The sequence below is a fragment of the Nonomuraea basaltis genome (assembly GCF_005893125.1).
In the GTDB taxonomy this organism is placed as follows: domain Bacteria; phylum Actinomycetota; class Actinomycetes; order Streptosporangiales; family Streptosporangiaceae; genus Nonomuraea; species Nonomuraea basaltis.
This window is the reverse complement of the sequence record NZ_VCJS01000286.1, coordinates 1-13,764: the sequence shown is the minus strand read 5'-3', so window position 1 is coordinate 13,764 and position 13,764 is coordinate 1. Positions and strand designations below refer to the sequence as shown.

The 13,764-nt window shown below is 71.1% G+C and carries 11 protein-coding genes; 8 read left to right on the top strand and 3 right to left on the bottom strand.

Annotated elements, in window-relative coordinates:
- Both EJK15_RS72075 and EJK15_RS61000 read left to right on the top strand, forming a co-directional pair.
- Positions 1-343, top strand: a 343-nt coding sequence (locus EJK15_RS72075) for a hypothetical protein (protein WP_171075253.1), incomplete at its 5' end; no start/stop codon positions are given.
- A 34-nt stretch (positions 344-377) separates the two neighbouring features.
- Entirely contained in the window at positions 378-995 is a 618-nt protein-coding gene (locus EJK15_RS61000) for a TetR/AcrR family transcriptional regulator (RefSeq protein WP_138719513.1), read from the top strand.
- A 23-nt stretch (positions 996-1,018) separates the two neighbouring features.
- Here the strand turns inward: EJK15_RS61000 and EJK15_RS60995 are convergent, their stop codons facing one another.
- Positions 1,019-1,894, bottom strand: a complete 876-nt coding sequence (locus tag EJK15_RS60995) for a hypothetical protein (RefSeq protein ID WP_138719512.1) — start codon at positions 1,892-1,894, stop codon at positions 1,019-1,021.
- 45 nt (positions 1,895-1,939) lie between these two features.
- On the opposite strand from EJK15_RS60995, the gene EJK15_RS60990 reads away from it, so the two are divergent.
- Complete coding sequence (locus tag EJK15_RS60990; RefSeq protein WP_138719511.1) at positions 1,940-4,342, top strand: helicase C-terminal domain-containing protein; 2,403 nt, start codon at positions 1,940-1,942, stop codon at positions 4,340-4,342.
- Between the two features lie 19 nt (positions 4,343-4,361).
- Here EJK15_RS60990 and EJK15_RS60985 read toward each other — a convergent pair whose 3' ends face one another.
- Entirely contained in the window at positions 4,362-5,795 is a 1,434-nt protein-coding gene (locus tag EJK15_RS60985; RefSeq protein ID WP_138719510.1) for a hypothetical protein, read from the bottom strand.
- Between the two features lie 371 nt (positions 5,796-6,166).
- Between EJK15_RS60985 and EJK15_RS60980 the strand changes: the two genes are divergently transcribed.
- From EJK15_RS60980 to EJK15_RS60970, 3 genes are all read left to right on the top strand, one after another.
- Positions 6,167-7,645 (top strand): AMP-binding protein, encoded by a 1,479-nt coding sequence (locus EJK15_RS60980; protein WP_240777939.1) that lies wholly within the window; start codon positions 6,167-6,169, stop codon positions 7,643-7,645.
- Between the two features lie 88 nt (positions 7,646-7,733).
- Positions 7,734-8,090, top strand: coding sequence for a DUF4190 domain-containing protein (locus EJK15_RS60975; protein ID WP_138719508.1), 357 nt, complete (start codon positions 7,734-7,736; stop codon positions 8,088-8,090).
- 62 nt (positions 8,091-8,152) lie between these two features.
- Positions 8,153-9,805, top strand: a complete 1,653-nt coding sequence (locus tag EJK15_RS60970) for a DNA repair helicase XPB (protein ID WP_138719507.1) — start codon at positions 8,153-8,155, stop codon at positions 9,803-9,805.
- A 311-nt stretch (positions 9,806-10,116) separates the two neighbouring features.
- On the opposite strand, the gene EJK15_RS60965 is transcribed toward EJK15_RS60970, so the two are convergent.
- Positions 10,117-10,452 (bottom strand): hypothetical protein, encoded by a 336-nt coding sequence (locus EJK15_RS60965; protein ID WP_138719506.1) that lies wholly within the window; start codon positions 10,450-10,452, stop codon positions 10,117-10,119.
- Between the two features lie 244 nt (positions 10,453-10,696).
- Here EJK15_RS60965 and EJK15_RS60960 point away from each other — a divergent pair, with 244 nt between their 5' ends.
- On the top strand, positions 10,697-12,769 hold the full coding sequence (locus EJK15_RS60960; RefSeq protein ID WP_138719505.1) for a HelD family protein: 2,073 nt from the start codon (positions 10,697-10,699) through the stop codon (positions 12,767-12,769).
- 62 nt (positions 12,770-12,831) lie between these two features.
- The gene (locus EJK15_RS60955; RefSeq protein ID WP_138719504.1) at positions 12,832-13,362 is read left to right on the top strand and encodes a YbhB/YbcL family Raf kinase inhibitor-like protein; all 531 of its coding nucleotides are present in this window, start codon (positions 12,832-12,834) and stop codon (positions 13,360-13,362) included.
- The last annotated feature ends 402 nt before the right edge of the window (positions 13,363-13,764 follow it).

Below are 13,764 nucleotides of genomic sequence, written 5' to 3'. Positions count from 1 at the left end.
ACACGATCCGGTGCCACATCGTGACGGGCGGCCGGCCCGGCCGCCCGTCACGATGTGGCACCGGATCGTGTCGGGCACGGCCTACCTGGTGAAGGTCGCCACCAGGGTGGCCGCGCTCTCTCTGCTGCTGTACGCGCTCTTCACGGTCTTCAGGGCCAACCCCGCCAACGCCTGGTACCAGTTCGTCGAATCGCTCGCCTCATGGCTGTCCCTGGACCTGGCCAACCTGTTCCAGCTCGCCGACCCGCGCTGGACGACGCTGGTCAACCACGGCCTCGCCGCGGTCGTCTGGCTGATCATCGGCTCCGCACTGGCGAGCCTGATCCGGCGCGCCGCTCGATAACGACTACTCTCCTTACGGAGGTATCAGGATAGACATGACCAGATCGACCCGTGAGCGGATCATCGATGAGTCCCTGCGGCTGTTCGCCGAGCGGGGCTACTCCGCCACCTCGGTGGCCGAGATCGAGGCCGCCTCAGGGCTGTCTCCCGGCGCCGGAGGGCTCTACAGGCACTTCAAGTCCAAGTACGAGGTGCTCGCCGCGGCGATCAACGAGCACGCCGCGCGCACCAGGATCCAGGTGGCCGAGACCCTGGCCGAGCTGAGCGCGATGGAGGCCTCGCTGGATCTGGAGGAGCGCCTCTCTCACGTCTGCCGCGCCGGGCTGGCCAAGGTGCGCGAGGAATCCGAGCTGACCCGGGTGTTCTTCCGCGACCTGAGCCAGTTTCCCGAGCTGGTCGCCGTCGTACGGCAGGGGCTGCTGCAGCCCATGTTCGACGCGATCGTCACCTGGTTCCAGGAACAGCCCGAATACCGCGACGCCAAGCTCGACTGGACGGGGATCTCGGCGGTGCTCGGCGGCGCCGTGGTGCACTACCGGCTGTTCCAGGAGACGGTGGGCGACCTGCCCGGTCATGCGGAGAAGGACCAGTTCGTCGCCGCCTGGGTACGCCTGGCGGTCGGCCTGCTCCCCAGCCCGGCCCCGGTCAGCTGACGTCAACCGGCCCATGACCGGCCTCAGCTGAGGTCGGCCAGCCGGTAGACCAGCCAGACCACGCCTAAGGCTGTACCGATCATGAACATCGTGCCGCTCACGGACCAGAACTGCGTCAGGAACGCCTCCAGCCCCGGCTCGCCGCCCACGCGCAGGCCGCCGACCAGCACCCCGCCGACGGAGTAGCCGAGCAGCGGCGCGCCCACCCCGATGAACCGGTCGCGCATCTGCCAGCTCTCGCTGAACAGCACGAGCACGGCGCCGCCCGCCCACACCACGATGGGGATGGCGAAGATCGCCAAGGGCGGCAGGTCGAACGGCACCAGCAGCGCCGCCACCACCAGGATCACCATCGCGGCCGTCTCGCGTGGGTGCTCCTTGACCATCGTCATGGCGTCCTTGCCGCCGGTGGCCATCGGGTTCGCGCTGGACATGGCCGCTCTGCGCAGCCCGGCGAACGGCAGGCCCCGTACGGCCGGCCCGCCGAGCCGCTCCTCGGCGATCCTCCGGTGCACCCGCACTCCGGGCGGCGCGTCCCGGTCGTCGACGGCCGCGGGGAAGCGCCTCGTGCCCCCCGGTCCCCGGCGCTCCTCGGCCCCGCGCCCGCCCACGTCGGTCCCGCGCCGACCGGCGGCAGGAGCGTCGGCCGGGTCGCCGGCGGCCGCGGCCGCCTCGGCCAGCCTGCGCACCTCGCGCTCGACCAGCTCGACCGGATCGCCGAACCTGGCCAGCACCTTCGCCACCTCGCGGGCGTTCTGGCTGCCGTGCCGCTCGGCCTCGATCCTGGCCCGTAGCCGCTTGGCGAAGTCGAGCCGCTGGTCGGTGCGCAGCACGCCGTGGGCCGCGTCGGCGGCCCTGGAGACGTAGTTCAGCACGAGTTGCTCCGCGCGCTCTATCACGCCTAGCAATGCTGCCCCAATCAGGGGGGACATACCATGGCAACGATGGAGTTCACGGAGTGGATCAGGGGGCGCACCGACGGCCAGCTGCGGGCGCTCGTCTCCGCGCGCCCCGAGCTGATCACTCCGGTGCCCGCGCATCTGGAGGGCCTGGCGTCGCGGGCGGGCAGCCCGTCGGCGGTCGGCAGGGTGCTCGACCGGCTCGACCGTTTCACGCTCGCCGTCGTCGAGACGCTCGCCGTGCAGAGCGGTCCGGTGCCGAAGGAACGGCTGCGCGAGCTCGTCGGCGCGGCCCTGGCGACCGGGCCGGCCCCGGCGGGCGGCGATCCGGGAGCGGCGCCGGCGGGCGGCGGTGCCCGGCCCGCCAAGAGAGGCGCCGGTCCCGAGCCCGCGCTGTCCACGGCGCTCGGCAAGCTGTGCGACCTCGCCCTGGTCTACGGGCCGGACGACGCGCTCGAGCTCGGCCCCGGCGTGCGCAAGGTGCTGGAGGACCCGGCCGGGCTGGGTCCGAGGGCCGTGGACGCGTTCCGGCACCATCCGCCTGAGCAGCTCGACGAGATGGCCGACGACGTCGCGCCGGGCACCCAAGGCTCGGGCAAGGAGCGGCTGGCGGCCGCGCTGGCCGACCCCGCCGCGCTGGTGGAGGCGGTGTCGCCGGAAGCCAAGAACGCGCTCGACCAGCTCGCCTGGGGCCCGCCGACCGGCCGCGTGCCCAACGCCAGGCGCGAGGTGAGCCTGGCCTCGGCCCGCTCCCCCATCGAGGAGCTGCTCGCCCGCGGCCTGCTGGCCGCGACCGGCGAGGAGAGCGTGACGCTGCCCCGCGAGGTGGGCCTCTACCTGCGCGGCGGGCGGGTGCACCGCGACCTGCTGGCCGTGCCCCCGGCGCTCGAAGGGGCCTCCCGCGACCGGGAGCTGGCCGACCGCACGGCGGCGGGGCAGGCGTTCTCGTTCGTCCGGTCGGTCGAGGAGTTGTGCGAGCGGTGGAGCGTCGAGCCGCCGGGCGTGCTGCGTACCGGCGGGCTGGGCGTACGGGATCTGAAGCGTACGGCGGCCGAGCTGGACCTGCCCGAGTGGGTGGCGGCGCTGGTCGTCGAGGTGGCGCACGCGGCCGGGCTGATCGCGGCCGGCGGAGGGGTGGACGGCGAGTGGCTGCCGACCTCCGGCTACGACCTGTGGCGGGTCAAGACGACCGCGGACCGGTGGGTGACGGTGGCGGCCACGTGGCTGCACATGGACCGGGTGCCCGGGCTGGTCGGCGAGCGGGACGAGCGCGACAGACCGCTCAATGCTCTGCACACCGACCTGCGCCGCGCGGCCGCTCCGGGCGTCCGGACCGCCACGCTCAGGGTGCTGGCGGCGGCGCCGGGCCTGGCACCCTCCCGTGACTCCGTGCTGGAACGGCTGGCGTGGGAGCAGCCCCGCCGCCGCGGCCCGCTGCGCGAGCAGCTCACCGAGTTCGCCCTGCGCGAGGCCGAGCAGGTCGGCGTGACGGGCCAGGGTGCCCTGTCCGGGCACGGGCGGGCGCTGATCGAGGGCGCCGACGCCGCGGGCCTGCTCGCGCCGCTGCTGCCGGACCCCGTCGACCACGTGCTGCTCCAGGCCGACCTCACCGCCGTCGCGCCGGGGCCGCTCACGAGCGAGCTCAACCGCTGGATGACGCTCACGGCCGACGTCGAGTCGAAGGGCGGGGCCACGGTCTACCGGTTCAGCGAGGGGTCGATCCGCCGCGCCCTCGACGCGGGGCACGGCGCCGAGGAGCTGCTGTCGATGCTGGGCCGGCACTCGGCCACGCCGATGCCGCAGGGGCTGTCCTACCTGGTGACCGACGTGGCCCGGCGGCACGGGCGCATCCGCGTGGGCACCGCCGGCGCGTACATCCGCTGTGACGACCCCGCGCTGCTCGACCAGATCACCGCCGACCGCCGCTCCGCGGCGCTGCGGCTGCGCCGGCTCGCTCCGACCGTGATCGCCTCCCGCTCGTCCAGGGCGGCGCTGGTCGACTCGCTGCGCGCGATGGGCTACTCCCCCGTCGCCGAGTCGCTCGACGGCGACGTGATCATTTCGCAGCTCGACAGCCGCCGTACCGAGGGGGTGGCGCCGGTCCGCGTCGTGGCTTCGGCCAACGGCATCGACCCCGACGTGGCGGCGGCGGCCGTACGCGCGCTGCGGGCGGGTGACGCGGCGCACCTGGCGCGGCGCGAGCCGGTCGACGCCCCGAACGGGCGAGTGCCGCGCGGGCCCGCGACGGCCACGATCTCGGCCCTTCAGGAGGCGATCAAGCAGGGCGTGCGCGTGTGGATCGGCTACCTCGACTCGCAGGGCAACGCGACCTCGCGCATCCTGGAGCCGGCCAGGATGGAGGGCGGCTACCTGACCGCGTACGACGAGACCAGGGCCGCCGTCCACCGCTTCGCCCTGCACCGCATCACGGGCGTGGCCGGCCTCTGAGGCCCGCCCGCGAAGGCGGTCAGTCGTCCTGACGGAGTGAGGCCGCCAACGTGGTCACGATGCGGGACTGGGCGTCGTCGCGCCCGTCCGCCTGCCTGAGCAGCAGCTCCAGCGACTGCCCGGCCACCGTCGCGGCGGGTCCGCCGCCGGAGGCGAGCCGCCACAGGCCCTTCACCGAGTCGGCCGGATAACGAACCGACAGCCCGCCGCCCAGCGCCACGGCCGCCGCCGTCGCGCTGACGTGCGCGGGATCCTCGGCCCAGGCCAGCGCGAGCCGGAGTGCCTCGGGCGCCAGCGTGTCGTCGGCGCACATGAACGACAGCGCGTCGGCCGCCGCCAGCCGCTCGGCGCCGCTCCCACGCGCCCAGACGTCCAGGAGCTCCTGCTGGGTCTCCTTCAGCGCGTACGCCGCCAGCGCCGCCACCCCCTCCGCGGCCCGTACCCGGACGTCGAGCCCCTGACCGGCGAGAGACCTGACCCATTCGCGCAGCGGCTGCCACAGCCAGAACCCGTACCGCGCGACCAGCTCGGCGAGCACCTGCTCGCGGTGGTGCGGCGCCCGGAAGGCCACCAGGCCGCCGGAGGAGGCGATCAGCGGATGGGGGCCAGAGGGCGCGTACGGCCCGCGCTCGTGCGCCTGCCAGATCCGGTCGAGCCGGGCGAGCTGCTCCTCGAAGGCGGGCTCGGGCAGCGGGTGGACGAACGCGAGCGCCGCCGCGGCCAGCACCCCGCGCATCGGCGGCTTGGTGTCGAACCAGGCCGCCACCTCCTCCCCCGCCGGCTCCTCGCCCCGCACCAGCCGGGTGGCCAGGCGGACGACCCGGGCGGGGGTCGGCAGGGTCAGCGCCCGGTCCCTGGCCTGGCCGAGCGCCTCCGGCGACAGGTCCGCACGCCGGTCGAACGTGCTCAGGCACAGGTCGAACAGTTCGCCGGGGTCGGGCGGGGCCCACGGCCGCTCGACCTCGACGGCCTGGGAGGGGGCGCCGTTCCTGGTGATGACCAGGAACGAGCCGAGCTCGGCCAGCTTGCGGGCCAGGTTGACCAGCTCGGTCCGGTCGGTGCTGGCCGCGATCCAGTCGTGCACCAGGTACGCCCTGCCGGGTGCGTACTCGGTCCTGGACAGCAGCTCGGCGGCGGTGGCGGCGGGCGACAGGACCGTGATCGTCCCCTCCGCCAGCGACATGCGCGACAGCAGGGCGATGGCCCCTAATCGTTTGCCCGTCTCCTCCGCGCCCACGAGGACGAGCAGGTGGCACGTGGCGAGCCGGCGCACCGCGTCGGCGAAGCAGCGCGGCTCCAGATAGGAGCGCAGGAGGGTGTCGGCCTCCCGCCGGTTCAGGTCCCTGGTGACCGGGGCGGCCACGGCGCGCAACCGGTCATTCACGGATAAGAGGCTCTGGGTGAGCGCTATGTTGTCGAGGTCGATCTCGCCCGGTTCAGGCGTCTCGGTCACGAAGTCACCTCGGTGTTTAACAGGAAACTTTTCTACAGGAAATAGCTTGATGTAACGACTTTCTTCTTTTATACGAGAAGGTTGCGCTGCGTTACTATGCCACCCTTGACCAGGCAGTTCGTGCGATTTTCGCCGCAAGGGCCGCCGACGCGGACATATGGATCATGCCTTTCCATGTGCCCCGGCAGGTCCTACGGTACCTAGATCTCCCACCTTTACATGATCTAGGCCGATAGGAAAACACGAATGGACACAGAAGGGGATTTATGGCTATTCACGCGCCAGTAGCGCACCGTCCACAATGACTAGTCAACCGAGCCGGTGAGGGCCAAGGGTTGACGGCGCCTCCCGCGCGGGCATCTCCTATGCATGTGACCGAGCAAACCTTGGGCCGGCTGGCCGAGGAGTCCTGGGGCCGCTTCGACGACTACGACTCGATGTTCTACGAGGGGGTCTGGCACCGCAGTCACGCGCTCGCCGAACGGGCGCGCCGGATGTGCGGCGGGTTCGCCGAGGCGGGCATCCGGCCCGGCGACCGGGTGGTCGTGATGGCGGCCAACTCGCCCGAGGTGCCGCTGACCTACCAGGCGCTGTGGGCCGCGGGCGCGGTCGTGACCCCGGTGGTGTTCCTCGTGGGGCCAGAGGAGCTGCGGCACATCCTGCTCGACAGCGGCGCGTCGGCGATCGTCACGTCCCCCGAACTGGAGGAGACGGTACGGGCCACCTCCGTCGATATCCCCATATATGTGGACACGGCCGAGCTGGAGCAGGCACCCGAACGCGGGCCGGCTCCCAGAGACCCCGGCGACCTGGCCGCGCTCATGTACACGGGCGGCACCACAGGCAAGGCGAAGGGCGTCATGCTGAGCCACCGCGGCCTCTGGCAGGTGGGCAAGGACGCCTGGGACATGTCCCACCAGGAGGGCAAGAACCGCGCGATCGTGCCGGTGCCGCTGTCCCACGCGTACGGGCTGATCGTCTCGGTCGCCTCGATGCACGCGACGGAGCCGCAGCAGTCCGTGCTGATGCGCTGGTTCGACCCGAAGGCGTTCCTCGAGCTGGCCGCCGAGCAGCGCGTCCAGTACGGCACCGTCGTGCCCTCCATGCTCCAGATGCTGCTGGCCGAGCCGCTCGAGTCGCACCCGCTGCCCGACCTCGCCTACCTCACCTGCGGCGCCGCGCCGCTCGGCAGGGAGCTGCTGGAGGAGTTCGAGCGCCGGATGCCGGGCGTGCAGATCCTCGAAGGCTACGGCCTGACCGAGACCAGCGCCGTCACCACGTTCAACCCGCCGGGCAGGCGCAAGGCGGGCAGCGTCGGCCTGCCGCTGCCCGGCTACACGATCACCATCAGGGACGGCTCGGGCGAGCCGATGGAGGTCGGGGACGTCGGCGAGATCTGCGTGACGGGCGAGTCGCTGATGCTCGGCTACTGGGGCGAGCACGAGCCCGACCCTGATGGCACCGCGCTGGCCGGCGACGAGCTGCGGACGGGCGACATCGGGTGCGTGGACGACGACGGCTATCTCTACATCGTGGACAGGAAGAAGGACCTGATCATCCGCGGCGGCTTCAACGTGTTCCCGCGCGACGTCGAGGACGCGCTCAACCAGCACCCCGACGTGGTGATGTCGGGGGTCGTCGGCCGGCCCGACCCGCGCGTCGGCGAGGAGGTCGTGGCGTTCGTGCAGCTCAAACCGGCCGGTACGGCGACGGCCGAGGAGCTGATCGAGTGGGCCCGCGACCGGGTCGGCAGGGTGAAATATCCGCGCGAGGTGCGGTTCGTCGACTCGATCCCGGTGACGAGCGTGCTCAAGCTCGACCGCAAGGCGCTGCGCGCCCGGCTCGGCTGACGTTCGCCGAGGATCTATGGTGGGATCGCGCACCCGGGTCAGGCACATGTCAATTCCGTGATAAGTGTTGACGTGTCTGGAGGTGAAGATGAGTCAGCAAGATCCGTCGGGGTATCCATCCCAGCCCTATGGCGCCCCCTACGGTGAGCAGCCTCCCCCGGGATACGGCTACGGTTACGGCTACCCCCCGCCCCCGCGCGGCGACGGTCCCAGCACCAACGCGATCGTCTCGCTCGTGCTCAACCTCCTCGCGGTCGTCTCCTGCTGCAACATCCTGGGCGTGCCCGGCGCGATCCTCGCGGGCCTGGCGATCGGCCGGGCGCGCACCCAGCCGGAGACCGCACGTACCATGGTGATCTGGAGCTGGGTCCTGTTCGGGCTCGGCTTCGCGCTGGGGATCAGCACTTTCCTCTTCCTCGGCCTCAACGGCTATCTCGACGACTGATTACCTGTTCAGGGACTGTTCCTGCCGTCGTGTGTGTTGGATAAGGGTCAACCGTAGGAAGGATGTCCGTGAACGACGGCCCGCTCATCGTCCAGTCGGACAAAACGCTGCTGCTCGAAGTCGACCATGCCAAGGCCGGCGAATGCCGGAAGGCCATCGCGCCCTTCGCCGAGCTCGAGCGCGCTCCAGAACACGTGCACACCTACCGCGTCACCCCGCTGGCGCTGTGGAATGCCCGCGCCGCCGGCCATGACGCCGAGCAGGTCATCGACGCGCTGATCAGCTTCAGCCGCTACCCGGTGCCGCACGCGCTGCTCGTCGACGTCGCCGAGACCATGGCGCGATACGGCCGGCTGCGGCTGGAGAAGGACCCGGTCAACGGCCTGGTCCTGACCTCCAGCGACCGGGCCGTGCTGGAGGAGGTGCTGCGCTCCAGGAAGATCCAGCCGATGCTGGGCGACCGGCTCGGCCCCGACTCCGTCATCGTCCACCCGAGCGACCGGGGCAACGTCAAGCAGGCGCTGCTCAAGCTGGGCTGGCCCGCCGAAGACATGGCCGGCTACGTCGACGGCGAGCAGCACCCGATCAATCTGGTGCAGGACGGCTGGTCGCTGCGGACCTACCAGCAGGAGGCGGCCGACGCCTTCTGGCACGGTGGCTCCGGCGTCGTCGTGCTGCCGTGCGGCGCGGGCAAGACCATCGTCGGCGCGGCCGCGATGGCGCGCGCCCAGGCCACCACGCTGATCATGGTGACCAACACCGTCTCGGCCCACCAGTGGAAGACCGAGCTGCTCAAGCGCACGTCGCTGACCGAGGACGAGATCGGCGAATACTCCGGCTCGAAGAAGGAGATCCGCCCGGTCACCATCGCCACCTACCAGGTGATGACGACCAGGCGGAAGGGCGTCTACAGCCACCTGGAGCTGTTCGACGCGCGCGACTGGGGTCTGATCGTCTACGACGAGGTGCACCTGCTGCCCGCGCCGATCTTCAGGATGACCGCCGACCTGCAGGCCCGCAGGCGCGTCGGGCTGACCGCGACGCTGGTGCGCGAGGACGGGCGCGAGGGCGACGTGTTCTCGCTGATCGGTCCCAAGCGTTACGACGCGCCCTGGAAGGAGATGGAGAACCAGGGCTGGATCGCGCCCGCCGACTGCGTCGAGGTGCGGGTCACGCTGACGGACGAGGAGCGGCTGGCGTACGCGATGGCCGAGTCCGAGGAGCGCTACCGCTTCGCCGCCACCACGCCGTCCAAGACGCAGGTGACCGAGGCGCTGGTCCGGCGCCACCTGGGCGAGCAGGTGCTGGTCATCGGACAATACATCGACCAGCTCGACGAGCTCGGCGAGCACCTCAACGCGCCGGTCATCAAGGGCGAGACCAGGGTCAAGGAGCGCGAGCGGCTCTACCAGGCCTTCCGCGACAAGGAGATCCAGGTGCTGGTGGTGTCGAAGGTGGCCAACTTCTCCATCGACCTGCCGGAGGCGGCCATCGCGATCCAGGTGTCGGGCACGTTCGGCTCGCGCCAGGAGGAGGCCCAGCGGCTCGGGCGGGTGCTGCGGCCCAAGGCCGACGGCGGAGGCGCCCGGTTCTACACGGTGGTCAGCAGGGACACGGTGGATCAGGAGTTCGCGGCGCATCGCCAGCGGTTCCTGGCCGAGCAGGGGTACGCGTACCAGATCATCGACGCCGACGACGTGCTCGGCGGCGTCTGACGAATGTCCCGGCCGCTCGCCAGAGCGGCCAGGCATTCAGCGTGGTGTCACGTCCACGAGACTCCGCGGGCCGTCGACAATCGAACCACCCCCCTCACCTGCGTACTATCACGCCGCCTGCGACATACCCCCATGATCCGGCAAACCCACCTGATATGCCCCATTTTTTCGGTATTCCCAGGTTGGTTTCATAGCTGTGAGCTTTGCCAGCTTCGTTACGAAGGACGGCGTCCATCAGGCCATCGCAGGCACCGGATCCGCGCCTACGGTGGGTCGCGTCCCGAGGCCGCCGCAGGTAACGAGGTCCGCGCTTACCGAGCCAGCAAGCCCCCGAAGAACAGCACACCCTCCGCGACGATCCACGCGACTACGCCGGCGCCCATGACGCGCCCGAACGCGCGCGGATCGTGCCGCGCCCACGGGAGCAGCCAGGCGGCGGCAGTGCAGGCGGCGGCGAGCGCGGCGAACAGCCCGGACACCGTGGAGACCCTGTCGAGGCGCTGAGGGCAGGTAGACGAGGACTCGCCGCCCGCACAGAACGCCTCCAGCCCCCAGCCCGCGAACACCGACAACCCCCAAAGAGCCGCCAGCAGAAAGCTCGCGATCGTGGGAATGATCGGCGAGAACTGGAGCCAAACCCGGACCACTTCCCGTCTCTACCCACCACTAACCGGTGGCAATCGACAGGAACGACCCCACCGCCACGCTTCCCCGCACATACCTCGCCCTCGCCACCCGGCCCGCCCAACGCCGGGGCACGGGGACAGGCTGGCGCGATCTCGTGGGCAGGTGGCGGCCGGTAAATGGTGTGGAAGCGCGCGGAAGTCGCTATTAGACTGGCCGATTCGCTGCCTTGACCACCTCCGTTACCACCACGGGAGGCACTTTCGCATGCCCGCACACCAATTGGCCCCCGACATACCCGCCGACGTCCTCGCCGCCGAGCAGGCCCACCTGGCCGAATCCAGGGCCGCGCTCGCCGCCATGCGCGCCCACACCCAGTCGCTCTCGGCCGACGCGGCGGGCGACTGGGTGTCGCATCAGATCCTCCAATCCCTCCTCGACCAGCGAGTGGCCGCGCTGGCCGACCATCCGGACACGCCGCTGTTCTTCGGCCGCCTCGACCGCGAGGCCCCCGAGCGAAGGAGCTCGCGACGAGAGAGCGACGAAGGAGCCAACGAGGAGCGAAGCGGTCGCGACCATGAGCAGGCCGACCTGCCCGGCACGATCTACGTCGGCCGCCGCCACGTGCACGACGGCCACAGCAAGCCGCTGGTCATCGACTGGCGCGCGCCGGTGTCCCGCGCGTTCTACCAGGCCAGCCCCGCCGACCCGATGGGCGTGGTACGCCGGCGCCGCTTCGGCTACCACGGCGGACACCTCACCGCGTTCGAGGACGAGCCGCTCGGCGAGGGCATCGAGATCGGCCCGTCGAAGATCCTCACCGAGGAGATCGAGCGCCCGCGCTCCGGGCCGATGCGCGACATCGTCGCCACGATCCAGCCCGACCAGGACGAGATCGTCCGCTCCACGCTGACCCAGACGGTGTGCGTGCAGGGCGCCCCTGGCACCGGGAAGACGGCGGTCGGCCTGCACCGGGCCGCCTACCTGCTGTTCACCCACCGCGAGCGGCTCGCCAGGTCCGGCGTGATGATCGTCGGCCCGAACCGGGCGTTCCTGTCCTACATCTCCTCGGTGCTGCCCGCGCTCGGCGAGGTCAAGGTCGACCAGACCACGGTGGCGGGACTGCTCGGCGACCACACGACCCCGGAGGATCCGGGGGTGGCGACGGTCAAGGGCGACGCCAGGATGGCGGCGGTGCTCGAACGCGCGCTCTGGCTGCACGTCACCAAGCCGGAGGAGGGCCTGGTGTTCACCAAGGGCGCCTACCGCCACCGGGTGGCCGACTACGAGGTAAGCGAGATCGTGGCGTCCCTGCGCGGCACCACGCGCTACCTTCCCGGCCGGGCGGCGCTGGCGCAGCGGCTGGCCCACCTGGTCCTGGTACGGATGGAGCAGCGCGGCGAGTCGCCCGACGACCGGGTGCAGGACGCCGTGGCCAGGTCGAAGCCGGTCAAGCAGCTCGTGGAGACGGTGTGGCCCAAGCTGACGCCGGAACAGGTCCTGTACCGTCTGCTATCAGATCCGGAATTTCTCGCAAAAGCCTCTAAATCCGATTTGTCGCCCGACGAGCAGGAAATGCTCGTTTGGCGGAAACCGTACCGGGGCTGGAAATCCACCAAATGGTCCGCCGCGGACGCCGCCCTCCTGGACGAGCTCCGCGACCTGATGGAGCGTACGCCGTCGCTGGGCCACCTGGTGGTGGACGAGGCCCAAGACCTCTCCGAGATGCAGCTGAGGGCGCTCGGCCGCCGCTGCCGCAACGGCTCGGCCACCGTCCTGGGCGACCTGGCCCAGGGCACGACGCCGTGGTCGACCGCCTCGTGGAAGTCGGTCCTGGAGCACCTGGGGCAGCGCGAGGGCGAGGTGACGGAGCTGACGCTCGGCTTCCGCGTACCGAGGGAGGTTCTCGACTACGCGGCCCGCCTCCTTCCGTCGATAGCCCCCGGCCTGGCCGCGCCTCAGTCGCTGCGCCCCGGACTCGGCTCGCTCACCGTGCGCCCGGGCGGCTCGGTCGCGGAAGCCGCCAGAGAGGCCCTCGCCAAGGAGGGCTCGATCGGCGTCATCGTCCCCGACGCGATGGCCGGCGAGATCTCCCTGTCCCTGGCCGAGCTCCCGCACGCGGTGCTCGACCCGGACTCCACCGACGACCACCGCCTGCTGGTCGTCCCCGCGACCCTGGCCAAGGGCCTGGAGTACGACCACGTCGTCGTGGTCGAGCCCGCGGACATCGTCGCGGCCGAGCCACGCGGGCTGGCCAGGCTGTACGTGGTCCTGACCCGTGCGGTGACCTCCCTCACGGTCCTGCACGACAAGGCGCTGCCGCCACAGCTGGCGGCCTGACGGGTGGCCGGCACGGCGCTTCTAGGATGGCCAGGAGGAAGCCCTCAACCTAGGAGGATGCCGTGCCAGCACCGCTGCCCCATGAACACCTGCCGTCGGTTCCCGCGCTCGTGGTCGAGAGCGACGACATCCAGGATGGCGAGCGACTGAGCGACCTGCACGTCTTCAACGACTGGGGCATGACGGGCCAGAACCTGTCGCCCCAGCTCCGCTGGTCCGGCGCGCCCGCCGAGACCCGCGGCTACGCCGTCACGTGCTTCGATCCCGACGCCCCCACGGGCAGCGGGTTCTGGCACTGGGTGCTGTTCGACCTGCCGGCCTCGGCGACCGAGCTGCCCACGGGCGCGGGCACCGCTCCCGAATTCAAGGGCCTGCCCGAGGGCGCGGTCCACGCCCGCAACGACTACGGCATCAAGGCCTACGGCGGCTCGGCCCCGCCGCCCGGAGACCCGCACCGCTACGTCTTCACGGTGCACGCGCTGGGCGTCGACAAGCTGGGCGTGGACAGCGACGCCAGCCCGGCGGTGGTCGGCTTCAACATCACCGCCAACACCCTTGCCCGCGGCCACATCATCGTCCACTACGGCGTCTGAGCGACCGCCCACGAGACCACCCGCCGGGCAGGCGCCGCGCCTGCCCGGCCCACGACCGCACACCGCCACCTCGCGAACGGCACAGCCGCCGGTTACGCCCGAAAGGGCGATTCGGGAAATGCGCTCACTGCGGGATTCATCTCCCACTCCTTTGGTGAGGCGTGGCGACCACCACTCCAGGTAGCGGATCGATCATGAAACGTAATGGCCGGTAAATAAAATAAGAGCGGCCCGGAAACCCCGGACCGCTCTTATCGTGAACGGCGAGAAAGACCTAGAAGTCCATGTCGCCGCCGCCGGGCATACCGGCGGGGGCGGCGGGGTTCTTCTCGGGCTTCTCGGCGATGACGGCCTCGGTGGTGAGGAAGAGCGCCGCGATGGAAGCGGCGTTCTGCAGCGCGG

Coding starts and splice junctions, on each gene's coding strand:
- EJK15_RS61000 (WP_138719513.1), top strand. CDS start 378: ATGACCAGATCGACCCGTGAGCGGATCATCGATGAGTCCCTGCGGCTG.
- EJK15_RS60990 (WP_138719511.1), top strand. CDS start 1,940: ATGGAGTTCACGGAGTGGATCAGGGGGCGCACCGACGGCCAGCTGCGG.
- EJK15_RS60975 (WP_138719508.1), top strand. CDS start 7,734: ATGAGTCAGCAAGATCCGTCGGGGTATCCATCCCAGCCCTATGGCGCC.
- EJK15_RS60970 (WP_138719507.1), top strand. CDS start 8,153: ATGTCCGTGAACGACGGCCCGCTCATCGTCCAGTCGGACAAAACGCTG.
- EJK15_RS60960 (WP_138719505.1), top strand. CDS start 10,697: ATGCCCGCACACCAATTGGCCCCCGACATACCCGCCGACGTCCTCGCC.